19 protein-coding genes and 1 tRNA gene are annotated in these 20128 nt (G+C 31.7%); 12 read left to right on the forward strand and 8 right to left on the reverse strand.

The features are described from left to right. Window positions 1-4 precede the first annotated feature (4 nt). Window positions 5-2083 carry a M56 family metallopeptidase gene (locus Q0663_RS02735; protein WP_299005936.1) on the reverse strand — a complete coding sequence of 693 codons (2079 nt, stop codon included), beginning with the start codon at window positions 2081-2083 and terminating at the stop codon, window positions 5-7. Then, window positions 2083-2451 (reverse strand): BlaI/MecI/CopY family transcriptional regulator, encoded by a 369-nt coding sequence (locus Q0663_RS02740; RefSeq protein WP_299005937.1) that lies wholly within the window; start codon window positions 2449-2451, stop codon window positions 2083-2085. Before Q0663_RS02740 ends, Q0663_RS02735 begins: the two co-directional genes overlap by 1 nt. A gap of 145 nt (window positions 2452-2596) precedes the next feature. On the opposite strand from Q0663_RS02740, the gene Q0663_RS02745 reads away from it, so the two are divergent. Together Q0663_RS02745 and Q0663_RS02750 are read left to right on the forward strand one after the other, a co-directional pair. Continuing rightward, entirely contained in the window at window positions 2597-3160 is a 564-nt protein-coding gene (locus Q0663_RS02745; RefSeq protein ID WP_299005940.1) for a hypothetical protein, read from the forward strand. Next, window positions 3160-3816 carry a DUF2490 domain-containing protein gene (locus Q0663_RS02750; RefSeq protein ID WP_299005943.1) on the forward strand — a complete coding sequence of 219 codons (657 nt, stop codon included), beginning with the start codon at window positions 3160-3162 and terminating at the stop codon, window positions 3814-3816. Before Q0663_RS02745 ends, Q0663_RS02750 begins: the two co-directional genes overlap by 1 nt. Before the next feature lie 37 nt (window positions 3817-3853). On the opposite strand, the gene Q0663_RS02755 is transcribed toward Q0663_RS02750, so the two are convergent. Next, entirely contained in the window at window positions 3854-5242 is a 1389-nt protein-coding gene (locus Q0663_RS02755; RefSeq protein ID WP_299005946.1) for a dipeptidase, read from the reverse strand. 101 nt (window positions 5243-5343) lie between these two features. Between Q0663_RS02755 and Q0663_RS02760 the strand changes: the two genes are divergently transcribed. From Q0663_RS02760 to Q0663_RS02805, 10 genes are all read left to right on the forward strand, one after another. Then, window positions 5344-5425, forward strand: a tRNA-Leu gene (locus tag Q0663_RS02760). 187 nt (window positions 5426-5612) lie between these two features. Next, window positions 5613-7055, forward strand: a complete 1443-nt coding sequence (cls, locus tag Q0663_RS02765) for a cardiolipin synthase (RefSeq protein ID WP_299005952.1) — start codon at window positions 5613-5615, stop codon at window positions 7053-7055. Window positions 7056-7353: 298 nt separating this feature from the next. After that, entirely contained in the window at window positions 7354-8394 is a 1041-nt protein-coding gene (locus tag Q0663_RS02770; protein ID WP_299005955.1) for an META domain-containing protein, read from the forward strand. A 113-nt stretch (window positions 8395-8507) separates the two neighbouring features. After that, window positions 8508-9002 (forward strand): transcriptional regulator, encoded by a 495-nt coding sequence (locus Q0663_RS02775; protein ID WP_299006334.1) that lies wholly within the window; start codon window positions 8508-8510, stop codon window positions 9000-9002. A gap of 10 nt (window positions 9003-9012) precedes the next feature. Then, the gene (locus Q0663_RS02780; protein ID WP_299005958.1) at window positions 9013-10140 is read left to right on the forward strand and encodes an efflux RND transporter periplasmic adaptor subunit; all 1128 of its coding nucleotides are present in this window, start codon (window positions 9013-9015) and stop codon (window positions 10138-10140) included. A 20-nt stretch (window positions 10141-10160) separates the two neighbouring features. Then, window positions 10161-13283: an efflux RND transporter permease subunit gene (locus tag Q0663_RS02785; protein ID WP_299005961.1), complete on the forward strand. Its 3123-nt coding sequence runs from the start codon at window positions 10161-10163 to the stop codon at window positions 13281-13283. A 17-nt stretch (window positions 13284-13300) separates the two neighbouring features. Further along, window positions 13301-14698, forward strand: a complete 1398-nt coding sequence (locus tag Q0663_RS02790) for an efflux transporter outer membrane subunit (protein ID WP_299005964.1) — start codon at window positions 13301-13303, stop codon at window positions 14696-14698. Window positions 14699-14710: 12 nt separating this feature from the next. Next, window positions 14711-15283 carry a TetR/AcrR family transcriptional regulator gene (locus tag Q0663_RS02795; protein ID WP_299005968.1) on the forward strand — a complete coding sequence of 191 codons (573 nt, stop codon included), beginning with the start codon at window positions 14711-14713 and terminating at the stop codon, window positions 15281-15283. Between the two features lie 124 nt (window positions 15284-15407). Further along, window positions 15408-15578 (forward strand): hypothetical protein, encoded by a 171-nt coding sequence (locus Q0663_RS02800; protein WP_299005971.1) that lies wholly within the window; start codon window positions 15408-15410, stop codon window positions 15576-15578. Between the two features lie 16 nt (window positions 15579-15594). Then, complete coding sequence (locus tag Q0663_RS02805) at window positions 15595-15807, forward strand: hypothetical protein (protein WP_299005974.1); 213 nt, start codon at window positions 15595-15597, stop codon at window positions 15805-15807. A 2-nt stretch (window positions 15808-15809) separates the two neighbouring features. Here Q0663_RS02805 and Q0663_RS02810 read toward each other — a convergent pair whose 3' ends face one another. The 5 genes from Q0663_RS02810 to Q0663_RS02830 are packed head-to-tail and all read right to left on the reverse strand — an operon-like array spanning window position 15810 to window position 20124. Next, window positions 15810-16619 carry a DNA/RNA non-specific endonuclease gene (locus tag Q0663_RS02810; protein WP_299005977.1) on the reverse strand — a complete coding sequence of 270 codons (810 nt, stop codon included), beginning with the start codon at window positions 16617-16619 and terminating at the stop codon, window positions 15810-15812. Next, the gene (locus Q0663_RS02815) at window positions 16620-17063 is read right to left on the reverse strand and encodes a thioesterase family protein (protein WP_047790796.1); all 444 of its coding nucleotides are present in this window, start codon (window positions 17061-17063) and stop codon (window positions 16620-16622) included. Between the two features lie 33 nt (window positions 17064-17096). Then, window positions 17097-18164: an ABC transporter permease gene (locus Q0663_RS02820; protein WP_299005988.1), complete on the reverse strand. Its 1068-nt coding sequence runs from the start codon at window positions 18162-18164 to the stop codon at window positions 17097-17099. Beyond that, window positions 18157-19422 (reverse strand): mechanosensitive ion channel domain-containing protein, encoded by a 1266-nt coding sequence (locus tag Q0663_RS02825; RefSeq protein ID WP_299005992.1) that lies wholly within the window; start codon window positions 19420-19422, stop codon window positions 18157-18159. Before Q0663_RS02825 ends, Q0663_RS02820 begins: the two co-directional genes overlap by 8 nt. A gap of 12 nt (window positions 19423-19434) precedes the next feature. Then, on the reverse strand, window positions 19435-20124 hold the full coding sequence (locus Q0663_RS02830) for a queuosine precursor transporter (RefSeq protein WP_299005995.1): 690 nt from the start codon (window positions 20122-20124) through the stop codon (window positions 19435-19437). Window positions 20125-20128 lie beyond the last annotated feature (4 nt).

Consider the following 20128-nt stretch of genomic DNA (forward strand, 5'->3'; position numbering starts at 1 on the left):
ATTATTATTTTGTGGTTATGTATACATTAATTTCTTTATCACTTATCTTTTTCATCCTTGTAGTTTCTAAAATCAAGTAGTCTGTTTTTTTAAGATGTTGCTCTGTAACTTCTTTGTTGTTTAAAAAATATCTTTTAATAGTATAATTATTTAAAATTTTATCATGACTAATTATATCAAATATATTAAGCTTTTCATTTAATTTATTTGATATGCTAATCTCGTGTGCTTCATTATCTACTATCCAGCCAGATTTTTTTTGGGAGTTAACATTTTTTTTATTTTTTGTAGGCGGAGGAGGTGGTGGAAGTTGCTCTTTTATTTTTTGGATGTATTCTTTTGTGTTTAACTGATACTGATGTTCTTGAGGGAAACGTTTGCTCCTTGCATTTTTATGTACAAAACTTCCTGAGTAGTTATAAAAGTCCGTGTTTTTATAATTGTTTAAAACATTGTTGTCAACTGCTTTTCCGTCAATCCAAATGGCATACTTTTTAGTATTTTTTAAATCTTGAAATAATTTATTAGACAAAGCTTTTTGTTTCAATCTAGTTGGTGGGGGAGGTGGTGGAATCATTTTCTTTTCTTCCTCAGTTAATTCTGAGAATTTTTTAGAAATAACATTACCGTCTTTTGTGGTATAAGTCAACGTTCCATTTTTTCTGTTAACTATTCTTTTTAGCTTTGGTATTGAGTCATTTTTTGTAGATGTGAGTTTTGCCTTATTACTAGCTGGAGGAGGAGGTGGAAGTAACTTTTTATCTTCTTTAGTTAATTCATTTTTTAATTTATAATAAACTTCACCATCTTTTTTTAATCTAACGTAAGGACTATGTGGATGTATAGGTCTCTTTACTTTTGTTTTATCAGTTTTTGATAGGTTAAAATATAAAGAGCCTAATTTAGAGAACAAGTCATTTAATAGCTTTTGTCTTTCTTCAGAACTTTTAATATAATGAGGTTTTTGATTTCTAAGTTCCTCATATTCTTTGTTTAGTATATTGTAGTCAGTAACTCTATCTTCCCAAACTTTTAAGTGTTCTCCATTGGGTAGCTTTATATTAAAAGTATCTTTCTTTTCCGAAATGCTCATTTTCAGAGAATTTGCCTGATTAAGCTTGTTTTTAATATCTTCTAACAAGGATGAATCATTAAGTATTTGTTTTTTGGGTAACTCACCTTGAGTAATATCAGAGTCTAAAAACTCATTATTGTTTTCATAGGCTTCTACTCTTTCAGCAAAAAGAAATGTAAATCCTGCTAATACGGGTATTACCGCCAGTTTTTTTAGTAAGATTTTGGTACGAGAACTTTGTTTTGTCATCATTAGTAATCTTTTTTTAGTTAATAAATAATTCAAATTACTGGCCAAGTAATATTCGTTGTTCCAAGCAGCTCTATTCAATAGTAAATATTGATACTCGGTAGTGTTGTTATGTGTTGTAATTACTTCGTTGTCTGCTAAAAATTCGTGGTTTAATTTAATAGCTTTTTTAAGGAATATAAATGTCGGATTTATCCAAAACACCACTTGTAAAAACTCAATGAGTAATACATCAAATGTATGTTTTTGTAGGGCGTGTGTTAATTCGTGTGTATAGAGTTCGGTTTCTATTTTATTGGAGATGTATTCTTCTTTGTTGATAAAAATATAGTTCCAAAATGTATGTGGACTAATAACATCATCAACTAAAACAAGCGTAGCTTTTTCCTTTTTAATTTTTTGATGGTGTTTAGTTTTGAGATAAATGCTCACAAGATTTTTTATAAAACGAATCAAAAGAATCAAAGAAATTATTGCATAGGCAAAGATTAGATATTGTGTGTAGTTTACTTCTTGTACTTGAGGAGTAACAACCTCAGTAGTTATACTGCTGTCTACAATCATAGGAACAAATACTTCGGATGCCTGCGGAGCAACTTCAATATATATTTTATAAAATGGAGCTAAAAATGAAAACAATACGCTTCCTAACAGATAGAATCGGTTGAATCGATGCATTTTTTCTCGTTCTAATATCAAATGATAAAAGGCAAGCAACAAGGCTAAACAAATTCCTGATTTGATAAAATACGTTACCATTATTGTTGCTTTTTAATTTGCTGATCGATAATTTTCTTTAAATCTTCTAATTCTGAAACCGATAAATCTGTTTTTTCAGTAAAAAATGAAGCAAATTGGCTTGCCGAATTGTTAAAAAAGTTTTTAATCAACCCGTTTACGTGCTTAGAAAAATAATCTGATTTTTTAACCACAGGAAAATATTCTCTTGATTTTCCATATAATTTATAATCTACAAAACCTTTGTCTTTCATCCTTTTTAATAAGGTAGCAACTGTTGTTGTTGCTGGTTTCGGTTCAGGAAACTCAGCTAAAATATCTTTCATAAAAGCTTTTTTTAGCTTCCATAAATATTGCATTACTTGTTCTTCGGTTTTTGATAACTGCATTTCTACAAAATTAGAATTAACTCTACAAATGTAGAGATAATTTTTGATTCTACAAGTGTAGAGTGTGTTTTTTAATAAAGAATTAATAAACTATTTGTCTAAGTAACAATCAAATATTTGTTATTTTGAAGAAAAAAATAAAAGTATGAAATTTATAACAGCACTTCTATTATTCTGTGTGTTTTCGGGGTTTTCTCAAGAAAAGTTTGAGCGTGAGTTTAGAATTTCGGCAGAAGAAGTTCCGCAAAAAGCACAAGATTTTATTAAACAATGTGAGTTTGATAAAAAAGTAAAATGGTACATGGAAGAAAGCCAAGATGGAAAAGCTATTGAAGCTAAATCTTATAAAAACAACTATAAATATAGTGTAGAGTTTGATATGAAAGGGAATGTGCTTGATGTTGAAAAGAAGATTAAATGGAAGGAGATTGAATCATCTTTTAGAAAAAATATTGAAAATTCATTGAAAAAGGAGTTTGAAAAGTTTACAATTAGAAAAATTCAGGTTCAATGGAAATCTGATGAGGAAACATTATTGGGTTTAATCCGTGGTGATAAAGAAAACAAAACGGATGTGCTTTATGAGATAGTACTTAAAGGAAAAAAAGCAGAGTTTACTAGTTTATATGAGGTGTTAATCAAAGCTGACGGAACAATTATAAAACAATTAAAGTTTGCTCCATCTAACTCATTAAATTTAGAATTCTGATGAAAAAGAAACTTGTATTTTTAGTATTCGTGTTGTTTGTAGTATCGGTTAAAGGGCAAACAAGTTTTACGTCAGGATGGTTGCCAAAAGTAGTGGTATCAGCAAAAACATCATCCACTACAAAATGGGTAAATAGTATAGAGGCTAGGGAGATTTTTTATGAAGATGAATTTGCTTTCTCTCACAGTTTGGTAGATGTTTCTAGTATTTTTTCGATAAAATCAGATGTGAATAAGTCTTTTAATGTAGGATATATTATCCGATTTAAAGATGATGATATTATTCATCGTACAGTTCAGCATTTTAATTTAGTACAAAGTTTTGATGCTCTTAAATTAGGGCATCGCTTCGGTTTTGAACAGTTTTTTGAATCGGGTGAAAAACCTCAATACAGAACTCGTTATCGAGCCTCGTTAGAAAAAGCATTGTCAGGAGATAAAGTAGATGTTAAAGAATGGTATGTAAAATTGTCAAATGAATATTTGTGGCAGTTTAATGAAGAGGATTTAGAAGTGAGATTATCGCCATATTTAGGCTATCAACTTTCAAAAAAAGACAAGCTAGAGTTTGGTCTTGATTATCGTTTAGGAAAATTACTAGATACACCGAAGAAAAACTCTTTATGGTTTAGAACCACTTGGTATATATCTTTATAAAAAAAGTCATTACAATTGTAATGACTTTTTTGTGTTGTTATTTAGATAACTCAGTAAAATACTGATAGAAATATGGAATGGTTTCAATTCCTTTTAAGTAATTCCACACCCCGAAATGTTCGTTAGGTGAGTGAATTGCGTCAGAATTCAATCCGAATCCCATTAAAATAGTTTTACTCTTTAATTCTTGCTCAAATAAAGCCACGATAGGAATACTTCCTCCACTACGTTGTGGAATAGGAGTAACTCCGAAGGTTTCTTGATATGCTTTACTAGCAGCTTGGTAACCAATATTGTCAATAGGTGTTACGTATCCTTGTCCACCATGATGAGGTTTTACTTCAACTTTTACTGATTTAGGAGCGATACTTTCAAAATGCTTTTTGAATAATTCTGTGATTTCTTCCCATTCTTGTCCTGGTACTAAACGCATTGATATTTTTGCATAAGCTTTTGAAGCAATTACAGTTTTTGCACCTTCACCTGTATATCCTCCCCAAATTCCATTTACATCTAAGGTAGGACGGATAGAGTTGCGCTCGTTAGTAGTATAACCAGCTTCTCCATGCACATCATCAATATCTAAAGCAGCTTTGTATTCTTCTAAAGAGAAAGGTGCTTTGGCCATTTCATCACGTTCTTCACGAGATAATTCTTCTACTTTATCGTAAAAACCAGGAATGGTAATATGATTGTTTTCATCGTGTAATGAAGCAATCATTTTTGTTAAAATATTGATTGGATTTGCAACTGCACCACCATATAATCCAGAATGTAAATCACGATTAGGACCTGTAACCTCAACTTCTACATAACTTAAACCACGTAAACCAGTGGTAATAGAAGGAATGTCGTTAGCAATCATTCCTGTGTCAGAAATTAAAATTACGTCGTTGGCAAGTTTCTCTTTGTTTCTAGGAACAAACCACGCTAAACTTTCTGAACCTACTTCTTCTTCACCTTCAATCATAAACTTAACGTTACAAGGTAGGTTGCCAGTATGAGTCATGTATTCTAATGCTTTAACATGCATGTACATTTGTCCTTTGTCATCACAAGCACCGCGTGCAAAAATTGCTCCTTCAGGGTGAATGTCTGTTTTTTTAATCACAGGCTCAAAAGGAGGTGAGGTCCATAAATCGATAGGGTCTGCTGGTTGTACGTCGTAATGACCATAAACCAAGACTGTTGGTAAATTAGGATCTATTATTTTTTCTCCATAAACAATAGGGTATCCAGGAGTTTCGCAAATTTCTACTTTATCACATCCTGCTTTTTCTAAACTTTCTTTAATAGTATCAGCGGTGTTTAATACATCTTGATTGTAAGCAGGGTCTGCACTTACTGAAGGAATTTTTAATAAATCGATAAGCTCATTAATAAAACGATCTTTATGTTGAGCTATATAATCTTTTACGTTTTGCATGTGTTGTATATTAATTAGCATCAAAAATAAGAAAAATAGTATACTTCTTCTTTGTAGTTTGCAAGTATTGTTTATATTTGCATCCACAATTTCAAAAGTACGCGGGCGTGGTGGAATTGGTAGACACGCTAGACTTAGGATCTAGTGCCGTGAGGTGTGAGAGTTCGAGTCTCTCCGCCCGTACTAATTTAAAGATAAAACCTTAATTCGTTTAGAATTAAGGTTTTTTGTTTTTAATACTGTAAAAGCTAACTATTTCGGTTTTATTAATAACCTTTAGTTATGCAGTTGTGTTAGTTGAATTTTTTATAACTGAGTCTCTTAGGTGTTAATATTTTAAATACCTTTAGCAGAAAAAGATACTTTTATTTTGATAACTACACTACTTATAATTTTATATGTAGCTATTATTGCTACAGTTGCTGTTATTATTATTAATACTTCAACACCACCAAAAGCAATAGCTTATCTATTTTTGCTGATTCTGTTTCCTGTAGGAGGTATTATTATTTATTTAATGGTTGGAATAAACCATAGAACGTATAAGTTATATAATAAAAAGTTAGAAGTAGACAAAAACATTTTCTTCGACCTTAAAGAGAAGCTAAAAAAGTATAATGAAAAAATACTATCAACGTCTAAAAGCCATTTAGGACATTTTTATAATCTGACGAAGTTTATACATAAAGAAAATATTTTAACTAGTAATAACAAAGTTAATTTACTAATAAACGGGGAACGCAAGTTTCCAGAAGTTATAAAAGTATTAAAAGCTGCAAAAAATCATATACATATAGAATATTATATTTTTCAAAATGATACTATTGGTAAGCAAATAGGAGATGTTTTAAAAGAAAAGGCTAAAGAAGGAGTTAAAGTACGTTTCATTTATGATGATTTTGGAAGTAAAGATATTCGTAAATCGTTTGTGAAGTCTTTAATTGATAGTGGGGTGGAGGCGTACCCTTTTTATAAAATTAAATGGTTATTGTTAGCTAATAGAATTAATTATAGAAATCATAGAAAAATAATTGTAGTTGATGGAAAAGTTGGTTTTGTAGGAGGTGTTAATGTTTCTGAAAGGTATATCAATCCTAATAAATTTAATTGTTATTGGAGAGATACACATATTAAAATAGAAGGACTCGCTGTTTTAAACTTACAACGAGTTTTTTTAGCGGATTGGAATTTTTGTGCTAATCAAAATGTTATTATAGAGGAAGAGCTTTTTCCAGCGGGCGATCAAGTAAAAACAAATGAACATAAGCAATTAGTTCAAGTAATTTCTAGTGGACCAGATTCTGATCATCCAGACATTATGTATGCTCTTATTCAAGCAATTTTATTGTCAAAAAAAGAAATCTTAATCACAACCCCTTATTTTGTCCCGAGAACTTCTTTTTTAGATGCTCTTAAAATAGCTAGTTTGAGTGGGGTTACAATAAAACTATTGGTACCAAGTATTTCAGATTCGAAATTAGTTAATGCAGTGTCAAATTCTTTCTATAAAGAAGTGTTAGAAATAGGAGTGGAGGTGTATAGATATAAAAAAGGATTTGTGCACGCGAAAACAATTGTATTTGATGAGTTAGTTTCTTCTGTAGGAACAGCAAATTTAGATGAACGTAGTTTTGATTTAAATTTTGAAATTAACGCATTAGTTTATGATAAAGATTTTGCAAGTCAGTTGAAAAATGCTTTTATGGAAGATTTAAAAAACAGTGAGAAAATAGACTTACATCAATGGAATAGTAGACCTGTTTTAATACGTTTTACAGAGAGATTAGCTAGATTGTTAGCTCCTATTTTGTAGTTAAGTTACAAAAGAGTAACGATAAAACTCCTTAAGGAAAAGAAGTTTTATCGTCATTTATTCCTCAAAAAGAGTTTTTTGAGTTATTCTTTAATTATAAACATGGATCTACGATTCAGTTGATGTTCTTTTTCTCTACATTCAGTGGAGTTTGTGGACTTATTAATAATAGTTGTTTTACAGACTGGCTTACTTTTTGAACGTTTGAGGGTAATTGATAATCCTTAAGGAGTAGTTGTGTGTTTTTTCGAGGATTAATTTTGTAAAGATTATAAATACCGTAAATAAAATAAGTAAGATGATAAAAGTGGGTTTACTATTACCTATAATCGTTTCATTAGTATTGCAATCATGTGCTAGTTTAAAGAATACAGGAAGTACAGAAGAAGTGTTTTGGGTAAGTGGAATAAAAACAGAATGCAGTGCTGGTGCTGGTAAAATGAACTGTTTAAATATTTATAAAGGAAATAATATTACTAAAGCGACTTGGGAGTCTTTTTATGCACCCATTGAAGGATTTACTTTTGAAGAAGGAACCCTTCAAAAAATAAAAGTGAAAGTAGAGCGATTAAATGCTAAAGATGTACCTGCAGATGCGTCTAGTTTAAAATATACATTTATCGAAAAAATAGAGAGTCAAGTAGATATCAGAACTCATTTAGTTGGAGAGTGGAATGTTACAAGTTTGTATGATAGAGAGTTTTATGAAACAGCAAATGCTCCAAGCTTAACGATTGACTTAAATAAAAATAGGATTTCAGGAAATGATAGTTGCAATAATTATACAGGTCAAATAACAAATGTTACCTCGCAAAGTTTAAAAATTAAAGCTGTGGCAACTACTAGAAGGCTATGTTTTATAATGGATGTTGCCAATAGTTATAATAAAGCTTTAGGTGAAATAAATACTTATTTAATAAAAGGAAATAACTTGATTTTTTTTAATGAAGAAGGAAAAAAAATCGTGTCTTTCACAAAGTCAGTTAAAAATAAACCAGATGCATCGTTAAATGGAGATTGGGTTGCTGTTAGAATCGAAGGCGCTCCAATTAATAGAATGATAAAAGCTCCACGTTTAAATATTTCATTAGAAGAAATGAGACTTTCTGGAAACAATGGTTGTAATGACTATACAACACAGATTAAAGAAATTTCAGAAAGCAAAATTAAAATCGGTCATATTGCTGCTACACAAAAAATGTGTAGAGACATGCAAGTAGGAAGTGATTACCTTAAAATGTTACAGAGTTCAGTTAGTTTTAAAGTGAAAGATGATTCACTAAAACTTTATAATAAAGAAGGTGTAGAAACAATCTTGTTTTTGAAAGTAAATAAGTAAGGCGCTGAAAATTAATACATATCATTTTTGTTAAAAAAGGAATTAACAATTTTTTAACTTCGTTTAGTTCGGTTTGTTCCGAACTAAACTTATTTTTGCAGAGTAAATTTTTAATGAAGATGAACCAAGTAGAAAAGAAAAAATGTGAATTAGTTGAAAAGCTAGGGATCTTTTTAGAGCAAAAAGAACAAATGGCCCCTGTGGCAGCAAGAATTTTTTCGCATATCATTTTAACAGGAAAACAAGGAACAACTTTTGAAGATTTAGTGTTGGGTCTTTGCGCGAGTAAAAGTACCATTTCAACACACCTTAATCACTTACAAGATTTAAAGAAGATAACTTATTTTACTAAAACAGGAGATAGAAAAAAGTATTTTATTTTAAATAAAGATACTATGCTTCAAGGAATTAGTAAATTAGTTGAAGAATGGAAAGGAGAGAAGCAACTACACATAGAAATAAAGGCTTATAAAGAAGAAGCCAATGAAACTTTAGAAGAAGAAATCCAATTTGAACTTGGTTTTCACGATAATTTCATAGAGTTTTTAGATGGAGCAATTTCATCTATTACCAAATTAAAAGAAACAATTGTAAACCACAAACACTAATTATAAAAAAATGAGAAAAACAAGAATATACGGTATTACCATGCTTGGTATTGTTGCACTGTCTTTTACTAGTTGTAAAAAAGAGCAACAACAAGCTCCTAACCAACAAAGGGCGTTACCTTTAGCTATAATAGCTGTTCCTCAAAAAAATGTTACAGCATACACAAGTTATCCAACAACTATTGAAGGTACTGTTAATAGTGAAGTACGAGCAAAAGTTTCTGGTTATATCCAAAAAGTGTTGGTAGATGAAGGTCAAAAAGTAAGAAAAGGTCAAGCTTTATTCAAACTAGAAACGCAATCGTTAAGTCAAGATGCAGGAGCAGCAAAAGCAAATGTTAACGCAGCTCAGGTTGAGGTAGAAAAACTAAAGCCTTTGGTAGAAAAAAACATTATAAGTCCAGTTCAGTTAGAAACAGCAAAAGCAAAATTAGCGCAAGCTAAAAGTGCGTATAATAGTGTTGTGGCAAATATTGGTTATGCTACAGTAAGAAGTTCTGTAGATGGTTATGTAGGAGCAATTCCTTACAGAGAAGGTTCACTTGTAAGTGCTACAAATGCAAAGCCGTTAACTACCGTGGCGAGCATTAAAAAAGTGTTTGCTTACTTTTCTATGAATGAAACAGAATACTTAAATTTTCTTCAGCAAACAGAAGGTAAAACACTTCAAGAGAAAATTAAGAATTTTCCTAAGGTTGAGTTGGTTTTAGCGAACGGACAAGCCTATGAAGAAAAAGGAACGATTGAAACTGTTACAGGTCAAATTGATGCGAAAACAGGTACTGTAAGCTTTAGAGCAGTTTTTGATAACCCTAACCGATTATTAACTAACGGAAATAGTGGTACAATTAAAATTCCTAAGTTATATGAAAAAGCTTTAGTAGTTCCGCAATCAGCTACTTATGAGCAACAAGGACAAACGTATGTGTATAGCATTGGAGAAAACAACACAGCAAACTCGACTTTAATTACTGTTAAAGATAAAAACGACATGCTATATGTTGTTGGGTCAGGTATAAAAAAGGATGATTTAATTGTAGTTAAAGGTATTGGTAAGTTAAGAAACGGAATGCCTGTTGAACCACAAAAGGTAGCTTTCGATAGTATTGTAAAGCCTATTAAACCCCTATTTCAATAATATTTTAGATCAGTAAAATTATGTTAAAAACATTTATAGAGAGACCGGTACTATCTACCGTTATTTCAATTATCATAGTTATTCTGGGTGTTTTAGGGTACACAACTTTACCTGTTGAACAATATCCAGATATTGCACCTCCGACCATTCAAGTAAACGCAGTTTATCCTGGTGCGAGTGCTGAAACCATTTTAGAAAGTGTTATCATTCCCATAGAAGAACAAATTAATGGAGTAGAAGGAATGACTTATATGACTTCTTCTGCATCCAATAATGGTACAGCAAACATTACTGTATATTTTGATCAAAAAACAGATCCGGATATTGCGGCGGTTAACGTACAAAACCGTGTTGCTAGAGCCAACCCTTTATTACCACAAGAGGTAATTCAAACAGGGGTAACAACGCAAAAGCAACAAACATCGGCATTAATGTTCTTGTCAGTATATTCTGAAAACGAAAATTATAACGCAACTTTTGTTCAAAACTATTTAAAAATTAACGTTATACCAGCACTTCAAAGGGTAAATGGGGTAGGTAATGTAAACGTATTCTCTAATCAAGATTACGCAATGCGTATATGGTTAAAACCAGAGAAGTTAGCGGCGTATAATTTAGTTCCAACAGAAGTAACAGCAGCTTTAAGAGAGCAAAGTTTAGAGGCTTCTGCAGGCTCATTAGGGCAAAACGACGGACAAGCATTTTCGTATAACATTAAGTATAGCGGACGTTTTAAAACGGAAGATCAGTACGAGAATATCATTATAAAAGCATTAGATAATGGAGAGTATTTACGATTAAAAGATGTTGCTAAGATTGAGTTAGATTCTCAAGGATATGATTCGTATGGTTTTACTGAAGGATATCCTAGTGTTAACATGGGAGTTTATCAAACTGCAGGATCTAACGCACAAGAAATTATTGAGAATATTAAATCAGAGTTAAGTCGTTTGTCTCAAGATTTTCCAGAGGGAATCAAATACGAGATTAACTATGATACGAATAACTTCTTAACAGCTTCGATGAACAAGGTAAGAAATACGTTGATAGAAGCTTTCTTATTAGTATTCTTAGTAGTATTTATTTTCTTACAAGATTTTCGTTCAACGTTAATTCCAGCAATAGCAGTACCAGTAGCAATTGTAGGTACGTTCTTTTTCTTAAACTTATTCGGGTATTCGATTAACCTCTTAACATTATTCGCATTAGTATTAGCAATTGGTATTGTGGTAGATGATGCAATTGTAGTTGTTGAAGCGGTGCATGCTAAGATAGATGAAGGAGCTACAGATGCAAAAGCAGCAACATTAGACGCAATGCACGAAATTTCTGGAGCAATCATTTCGATTACCTTAGTAATGGCGGCGGTATTTATTCCTGTAACGTTTATTCAAGGTCCAACAGGGGTATTCTACGAGCAGTTTGGTATTACACTTATTGTGGCGATTTTAATTTCGGCAGTAAACGCATTAACATTAAGTCCAGCACTTTGTGCTTTATTCTTAAAAGGACACGATGATCATGAAGATGAAAACAAAAGTTTTTTACAAAAGTTTTATGATAGATTCAACGCAGGATTCAATGCTACTACCGAACGTTACGGAAAATCATTAGCCTTTTTATATAAAAATAAATGGATAACAGGATTAATGTTAGTTCTTTCAGGAGTAGGAATTTGGTGGGCAGCTAATACAACCCCAACAGGATTTGTTCCTAGTGAAGACCGTGGTATTATTTTTATGAACGTAGAGTTACCAGCAGGTTCTTCTATGGATAGAACAAACGTGGTTACACAAGAGTTATATAAGAAAGCAAAACAAATTCCTGGTGTTAGAGGAGTAACTGTAATTAATGGTAGAAGTTTAATTAGTGGAGCAGGAACCAACTACGGTTTAGGATTTGTGAAGTTAGAAGATTGGGATAAACGTGAGGCAGACGATCAATCAGCAAATGCTATTATTGGTAAATTGTTTGGTGTCGCAGCTACAATTCCTGATGCCAATATCATTTTCTTCGCGCCACCAAGTATTCCAGGATTTGGTCTTTCAGGAGGTTTTGAAGTAAACTTGTTAGATAAATCAGGAGGAAGCTTTGAAGATTTAGATAAAACAACGCAACAGTTTATTGGTAACTTGATGAAGCATCCAGAAATTCAGTACGGTCAATCATCATTCAATACTAAATATCCTCAATACGAATTAGATATTGATGTGCCGTTGGCTAAAAAATACGGAGTTTCGATAAGTAGTATTTTCTCAACCTTACAAGGATATATTGGAGGAGTTTATGCAGCAGATTTTGCAAGGTTTGGTAAACAATACCGTGTATATGTTCAGGCATTGCCAGAAGATCGTAGCGATGCAAATTCATTAAATGAATTATATATAAAAACAGGCAGCGGAGAAATGGCTCCAATTACACAGTTTGTGAACTTAAAAAGAGTGTACGGTCCACAATCAGTTACACGTTTTAACTTATATAATTCAACAAAAATTAACGGAGCAGCAAACCCAGGATATAGTACAGGTGATGCGATTGCTGTTGTAAATGAAGAAATTAAAAACTTACCAAGTAATTATGAGGTTGCTTACTCTGGTTTATCTCGTGAAGAGGTGAGTGCAGGTAACCAAACAGTCGTAATTTTCTTATTAGTTATCGTTTTCGTTTACTTTTTATTAGCGGCGCAATACGAAAGTTACATTTTACCATTAGCAGTAATTTTCTCGTTACCTTTAGGTGTATTCGGAGCATTTTTCTCAACAAAAGTAATGGGCTTAGAAAACAACATCTATTTCCAAATTGCACTGATCATGCTGGTAGGACTCTTGGCAAAAAATGCAATTCTGATTGTAGAATTCGCAGTACAGCGAAGAAGACATGGAGAAAGTATAGTAGATGCAGCTATACATGGAGCAAAAGCACGTTTACGTCCGATTTTAATGACCTCATTTGCGTTTATCTTAGGGTTAATGCCGTTAGTATTAGCAAAAGGAGTAGGAGCAGAAGGAAACAACTCAATCGGAACGGGTGCAGCAGGAGGAATGTTAATTGGAACAATTTTAGGAGTATTTGTAATTCCTATTTTATTCATCCTTTTCCAATGGTTGCAAGAAAAAGTATCAAGTAAACCAGCTGTTAATTAAACTAAAGAAGATTAATTATGAAGTTTATAAATAAAACCTTGGTTGTAGTCGTAATGGCTACAACCTTACAAAGTTGTTTTGTTGCAAAAGACTACGCACGTCCAGAGTTAAAAGAAACAGAACACTTGTATCGTACCGATAATTTACCACAAGATAGTCTTTCAATGGCAGATGTGTCTTGGAGAGATATGTTTGTAGATGCTCATTTAAAGCAATACATTGATGAAGGTTTACAAAACAACCTTGATATTCGTGTAGCCATACAACAAATGGCTGCTGCAGAAGCTTATATGAAGCAAGGTAAAGCAGGGTATTTACCAAGTATAGGAGTTGGAGCAAAAGCAACACATCAAGAGTTAGCTAAAAATAGCCAGTTCGGATCTTTTTTCAACGGTAGTATTGATCAATACGAAATTACAGGAAACCTTTCTTGGGAAGCTGATATCTGGGGAAAAATACGCAGTAACAAAAGAGCAGGAAAAGCTGGTTATTTACAAAGTGTAGCAGCTCATCAAGCAGTTAAAACCAAGTTGGTTTCAGCTATAGCATCAACCTATTATCAGTTAGTAGCATTAGATGCGCAGTTAGAAATTACTGAACAAACTATTGAAACTAGAGAGAGTAGTGTAAGTACCATTAAAGAACTGAAAAATGCTGGACAAGTAACACAGGTTGCTGTAGATCAGAATATAGCTCAGTATAATAAAGCAAAAACTTTAAAAGTTGATTTAGAAGCTGCTATCTTCAAAGCAGAAAACACGTTAAATTTATTGTTAGGTAGAACCTCTGTAGTTATTGAAAGAAGTAAGTTAGATCAGCAAGAGCTTAATGCGGCTATTAACCTTGGAGTACCGGCTACATTATTAAGCAACCGACCAGATGTGATGGCTGCCGAATATGGCTTAATCAATGCTTTTGAAATGACGAATGTGGCAAAAAGTAACTTTTATCCATCGTTAACCGTAACTGCAAATGGTGGTTTCCAAAGTTTAGAGTTAGATGAGTTGATAAGTGCAAATTCGTTGTTTGCTAATATTGTAGGCGGATTAACTCAGCCAATTTTCAATCAAAGAAAAATTAGAACGCAACACGAAGTAGCAAAAGCACAACAAGAACAAGCATTGTTAAACTTTAAGAAAACATTGTTAACAGCAGGTAACGAGGTTTCTAATGCACTTTTCGATTATAACGCAGAAACAGAAAAGTTCGAGTATAGAAAAAATGAAGTTGAAGCATTGCGTAGAGCAGAAGTAAATTCTGAAGAATTATTGAAAAATGGATATGCGAACTATTTAGATCTATTAACAGCAAGAGAAAGTGCATTGAATGCTGAGTTAAATGTTATTAATAACAAATTAAATCAGTTATTAAGCGTTGTAAATTTATATGAAGCGTTAGGAGGCGGTTGGAAATAAGATCGTTTTATTATGAGTAATAGGAAAAAACTTATCGATGTAGCTAAAGAAAAATTTATAGCTTTTGGTAGTAAACATACTACGATGGATGAAATAGCCGAATTACTCGGAATATCCAAAAAGACAATCTATACTTGTTTTTCATCCAAAGAAGAATTGATTATAGAAAGTATCAAAGCGCTAATAAATGAATTTAAAATTGATGTAGAACCTATTCTTAACTCTAATGAATCAGCTTTAGATAAAGTAATAGCGATTTACGAAGTAATTTTTAAATACGTAGTAAAATTTAAACCGTCGTTTATCTTCGGATTAAGAAAGTATTACCCTAATGCGTACGATGCGTATAAAGAAATTACTATAGATGTAGTTTCTACAGACATTATGAAGTTGCTTGAAGAAGCTAAAATAAATGGAGAAATAAGACCAGATGTAGACCTTGAGTTATTTAGTAAGCTATATTTAAGTGATTTAGAACGTCGTTTGTTTGATGCCGATAATTTGTTTGATAATTACCCAAAAGAGGTGTTATTAGAATATATGATTGTTAATAATTTAAACTCTTTAAAACCTACCACTAAATAGGGATATAAGTTTGTGGTTTTTAAGAAGTGTCATGGAGTTTTAAAACTTATGGCACTTCTTTTTTTTGATAAAAATGATAGTTTAAAAATAATTATTTTTGATGTTTTAGACGACTAGTATGTAAATGAAGGAAAGAATAATAGAATATCAACTTGCACAACCCAAAGAATTTTTTGCAGAATTAAGTAAAACATTACCTGTAGAAATTAAAGGAACGGAGCTTATTTTTAAGGAGGAATTAGGTGAAGGAAAGATAAAATACATAGAAGTGCAAGAAGGTTTATGGGCGCAGTAAATAGATTATATTTTACATGACGATATGTTTGTTTCGAATTCCAAAAAGTACAAATGATTTCTTTTTAGTTGATTTCTATTTGTCAGATACAGAAATAATAAGATGTGCAGAAGGAAAAACGTTTAAACAAAGTTTTGAAAATGTAAATATGGTATTGAGTTCTTCTACTACTGCATCAAAAGCATTTAAAAATCACTTCGGAATTTTACCTAGCGAAGTAAGCATATAAACTTACCTAAAACTCCAGTTTTTATAATTAGCAGAAGCCTCTAGTTTATTTTCTAAATCATCTGGAAGTTCAGGAAAAAAGTCAATCCCTGTTTTTTGCTCTAACTCATCAATAGAAACTACAAAATCAGAAAGAGGTTTATTACTGTCTTTATGCGGAAGTAAAAAGGCAATGGCTTTAATTTCAGGCTGAGTATAATCTAGTAAAACCTTATAAAAATAATTAGGAACACTTACTTTTTCCTTTCCTATAGTTTTTAAATTGGGTTCTAGAATACCACCAGTAACAACATACAAGTGATTATATTTTTTAGCCCAATAACGAGTTTTTTGCTCTAGTTTATTCCAAATACCAGCATTAAACTCATGGTTTTGAGGAGAAATATTTGAAGTGTAAAAAGTTTCATCATGAGCACTTTTAGAGGCACGTCTATCACCAGCAGGACATAAATGTCCTTTGTCATAACCAGATCTTTTATAATTTCTCCAATCTGCAGATTTTGTCTTCACTTTGGGGTCTACAATAAAAAACGGACGTTTATAGTTAGTGTAAACAATATCACTTTTATCTAAAGGGTAAGCAACCCATTCGGCTTGCTCATGCTTTTCACTATACGATAACTGGTAGCCATTATGTTTTATAATGACTCCAGTTGTTGAGGTAGGAAAGTAATTAAAGTTATTAGTTTTATTACTGGCTGTTTCTGTTGTAGGTTGAGAAGAGTTCTTAACTTCTTCTTTTTGTTGTAACCAATAACCTACAAGCAAAGCAGCAATGGTAATAACAACCTTTATTTTCCTTGAAGTACTCATTTAATTACTTAAAACGATTTCTTTAAAGTCTTCAGTTTTTTCAACTTCGTTAAAAATCTCTTGAAATTTAACAGGAGGTACCGTTAATTTACGCTTAACTAAATCTAACCAAGCACCATAAACAGTGATAATAGCAGAGAGTTTACCTGCTTGATTAAAAACTTCATGTTGAATTTTCCAACGTTCACCTTTTCCGGATAAACCAGTAACTTTTAAGTTTACAGTTATGTCTTCTCCCATGTGTATTTCACGTAAAAACTTGGTGTTTTCTTCAAATAAAATAGGACCAACTTTTTCCTTAGTAAAATCTTGAACAGTTACATTATGCTCTTTAAAAAAACGTAAACGTAATTCAGCAGCGTAATCATTGTATGCGGTATGACGCATGTGTATATTGGCATCAAAATCTGCCCATCGTGTTTTAAATTCAACACTAAAACTCATATCAAAAAATTTAAGAAAGCGAATTTACAAATTTTATGCTTTCACATCCAAAGCATCACGAAGTGTATTTCCAATTAACATAAACGCCATTACTAAACTCATAATTGCTAATCCTGGAATCAATGCTAAAAATGGTTTGCCCAAAATGATATAATTATAATGATTTTTAATCATAGCACCCCAAGAAGGAGTAGGAGGTTGGGCTCCAATACCTAAAAAACTCAGTCCACTTTCAATTAAAATAGCAGCTGCAAAATTTGCGGCGGAAATTACAATGATAGGAGCTAAAATATTAGGTAAAATATGTTTGAAAATAATTCTAAAATCAGAAAAACCAAGAGCTTTAGCAGCTTCTACATATTGCTGCTGTTTGGTAGTAATTATTTGACCACGTACCACACGGGCAACTTCTACCCACATAGTTAATCCCACTGCAATAAAAACTTGCCAAAAACCTTTACCCAAAGCCAAAGTAATAGCGATTACTAATAAAAGTGTTGGAATGGACCAAGTGATATTGATAACCCACATAATAAAATCATCAATTTTTCCACCAAAATAGCCAGCAATAGCGCCAATAGGAATTCCTATTAAAAGTGAAATAAACACAGCTATAAATCCAATAAAAAATGAAATTCTAGCACCAATCAATAATCTACTTAATAAGTCACGACCATATTTATCAGTTCCTAAATAAAATGTTTTTTGTTGAATGTATTGTTCAAAGGAAGCAGGAAACTCTTTTGGTAAACCATCTGAGTATTTAATAACTTCTAACTGATTGTTTTTAACAGAAAATGATTTTATAGGTATTTTTGTTGATGAATTTTGTTTTCCTTCCATAAAAACAGAAAACCACGATTGTTGGTTTTTTACTTCTGAAGGAACGCTTAATAGTTGCACTGAAAACCCAGGAGGTTTTGAGTGAATTTCTAAATGCATTTGATTAGCAGAGTTGCTGTTGTCTGGAGCTAAAACGTAGCAAAAAACAGCAATAAATCCACATAAAACAATATACCAAAAACTAAACATACCTGTTTTACTACGTTTAAATTTTTGGATGGCTATTTGCCATAAAGATGTACCTGTATTATTATTCACTCTTTTGTGTTTCTTTCAAGTTATTGATATCAATACTTGATGGATTTTGAAAAACTTCCAAATCAAAATACTTTACAGAAGCTAAAATATGATCAAAAATATTAGCCATAACACGCTCATAATCTACCCAATTCTTTTCTCTACTAAAAGCATAAATTTCTAGTGGAATTCCGTTAGGAGTAGGCTCTAACTGACGAGACATTAACAACATATCTTGATTTATTTTTGGATGATTTTCAATGTATTTATCCAAGTAAATTCTAAAAGACCCAAAATTGGTTAAGTTTCTACCGTTTAATATTACAGATTTGTCAATATTGTTTTCTTCGTTGTATTTTTTTACTTCCTTGCTACTTTTTTCAATATAGTCAGAAATTAACTCAATCTTTTTAAAGCGCTCAATATCTTCATCAGAAAGAAAGTGAATGCTATTTATTTTAATTAAAATTGAACGCTTTATACGCCTACCGCCTGAAGTGTTCATTGTTCTCCAGTTCTTAAAAGAATCGGATGTTAGGTAATACGTAGGAATGCTAGATATTGTATTATCAAAATTTCTAATAATTACCGAAGTAAGATTAATTTCAACTACATCACCATCAGCACCATATTTTTCCATGGTAATCCAATCTCCAATTCTAACAGTATCGTTTACTGCTACCTGAATACTTGATACAAAACCAAGAATGGTGTCTTTAAAAATTAATAATAATACTGCTGAAAAAGCTCCCAATGCAGTTAAAAACCGAATTAAAGGTTTTCCTGTCAGTACTGAAAAAGATGAAATAGCGGCAATTAACCACAATATTACCATAAATATTTGTACATAGCTTTCTAAAGGTTTGTCTTTAAAAGCATTGGTGGTGCGAAGAAAATCTTTAACACTCAGTAAAATACTGCGTATAAACCAAACAATAGCAAAAATAATGGCAATTGTAGCAATACGTTCAGAATAGGTGAATAAGTGGGGGAAATCAACTAAAATATCTTTTAAGAAATTAAAAACAATGGTGAGAATAACAATTCTAGACAAGTTTAAAAACGTTTTGTTTTTAATAAGCATATCATCAAAACTGGTTGATGTTTTTGCAGCCATTTTATTCACCGTTCTTTTACCAACATACCTAAATATTTTGAATAGGATGTAACCTAATACTCCAAATACAATTAGGTTTGCAAATAAATTTAGATAAATAGCAAGCGTTTCTGAAAGCGATAAATGCTCTTTAAAGATTCTGTAAAAAAACTTGTTCAACATAGTAGTGTTAGGTTAAAATTCTGTGATCTCTTCTCCTATTTTTAAGCCGAATTTTTTTCTAAAGCAATATACAATAACATATAAAACAGGAGTGTCGACTGCTGCTATGATGACTTTGAATAAAAAACCGCTAAGTAAAAGGCTACCAAAAATACTCCAAGGAAGTATTTTAAAAGAACTCAATAAAAATAATACGGTAAAAGTATCTATAAATTGTGACAAAAAGGTAGAAAAATTATTGCGAAGCCATAAATGTTTTCCTTTCGTTAACCTTTTCCAAAAATGAAAAATACGAATATCTATAAACTGAGCAGCTAAGTAAGCTAGCATAGATGCTAATACCGCTAAAGGAGAAAGTCCAAAAACTTTGGTAAAGGTTTCATTACCAATTGGAGAGTTGTCAATTGCAGGAGCATAATCAGCTACTAAAATAATTAACATAGAAAAAAAGGAAGCAAAAATACCTGCTACAACAACTTGATTGGCTTTTTTCTTACCATAAATTTCAGAAAGAATGTCTGTAATTAAAAAAGTAATAGGGTAAGGAAGTATTCCAACAGATACTTCAAAGCGGAATAAATTAAAGGGTTCCCAATAAAAAAACTTCTGAAAAATAAGGTTTGAAGTTACAAGAGAGGCTATAAATAACGAAGCTAAAACTAGGTAAATAAGTTGCGCTTGAGATTTTTGTTGTACAGTCATAAAA

It is taken from the genome of uncultured Tenacibaculum sp. (assembly GCF_947504135.1).
Taxonomy (GTDB): Bacteria; Bacteroidota; Bacteroidia; order Flavobacteriales; family Flavobacteriaceae; genus Polaribacter.

What these genes read in the sequence shown, in the direction of transcription:
- Q0663_RS02735 (WP_299005936.1), bottom strand. Translation starts at nt 2,083, where the DNA reads ATGGTAACGTATTTTATCAAATCAGGAATTTGTTTAGCCTTGTTGCTT.
- Q0663_RS02740 (WP_299005937.1), bottom strand. Translation starts at nt 2,451, where the DNA reads ATGCAGTTATCAAAAACCGAAGAACAAGTAATGCAATATTTATGGAAG.
- Q0663_RS02745 (WP_299005940.1), top strand. Translation starts at nt 2,597, where the DNA reads ATGAAATTTATAACAGCACTTCTATTATTCTGTGTGTTTTCGGGGTTT.
- Q0663_RS02750 (WP_299005943.1), top strand. Translation starts at nt 3,160, where the DNA reads ATGAAAAAGAAACTTGTATTTTTAGTATTCGTGTTGTTTGTAGTATCG.
- Q0663_RS02755 (WP_299005946.1), bottom strand. Translation starts at nt 5,242, where the DNA reads ATGCAAAACGTAAAAGATTATATAGCTCAACATAAAGATCGTTTTATT.
- Q0663_RS02770 (WP_299005955.1), top strand. Translation starts at nt 7,354, where the DNA reads ATGATAAAAGTGGGTTTACTATTACCTATAATCGTTTCATTAGTATTG.
- Q0663_RS02775 (WP_299006334.1), top strand. Translation starts at nt 8,508, where the DNA reads ATGAAGATGAACCAAGTAGAAAAGAAAAAATGTGAATTAGTTGAAAAG.
- Q0663_RS02780 (WP_299005958.1), top strand. Translation starts at nt 9,013, where the DNA reads ATGAGAAAAACAAGAATATACGGTATTACCATGCTTGGTATTGTTGCA.
- Q0663_RS02785 (WP_299005961.1), top strand. Translation starts at nt 10,161, where the DNA reads ATGTTAAAAACATTTATAGAGAGACCGGTACTATCTACCGTTATTTCA.
- Q0663_RS02790 (WP_299005964.1), top strand. Translation starts at nt 13,301, where the DNA reads ATGAAGTTTATAAATAAAACCTTGGTTGTAGTCGTAATGGCTACAACC.
- Q0663_RS02795 (WP_299005968.1), top strand. Translation starts at nt 14,711, where the DNA reads ATGAGTAATAGGAAAAAACTTATCGATGTAGCTAAAGAAAAATTTATA.
- Q0663_RS02800 (WP_299005971.1), top strand. Translation starts at nt 15,408, where the DNA reads ATGAAGGAAAGAATAATAGAATATCAACTTGCACAACCCAAAGAATTT.
- Q0663_RS02805 (WP_299005974.1), top strand. Translation starts at nt 15,595, where the DNA reads ATGACGATATGTTTGTTTCGAATTCCAAAAAGTACAAATGATTTCTTT.
- Q0663_RS02810 (WP_299005977.1), bottom strand. Translation starts at nt 16,619, where the DNA reads ATGAGTACTTCAAGGAAAATAAAGGTTGTTATTACCATTGCTGCTTTG.
- Q0663_RS02815 (WP_047790796.1), bottom strand. Translation starts at nt 17,063, where the DNA reads ATGAGTTTTAGTGTTGAATTTAAAACACGATGGGCAGATTTTGATGCC.
- Q0663_RS02825 (WP_299005992.1), bottom strand. Translation starts at nt 19,422, where the DNA reads ATGTTGAACAAGTTTTTTTACAGAATCTTTAAAGAGCATTTATCGCTT.
- Q0663_RS02830 (WP_299005995.1), bottom strand. Translation starts at nt 20,124, where the DNA reads ATGACTGTACAACAAAAATCTCAAGCGCAACTTATTTACCTAGTTTTA.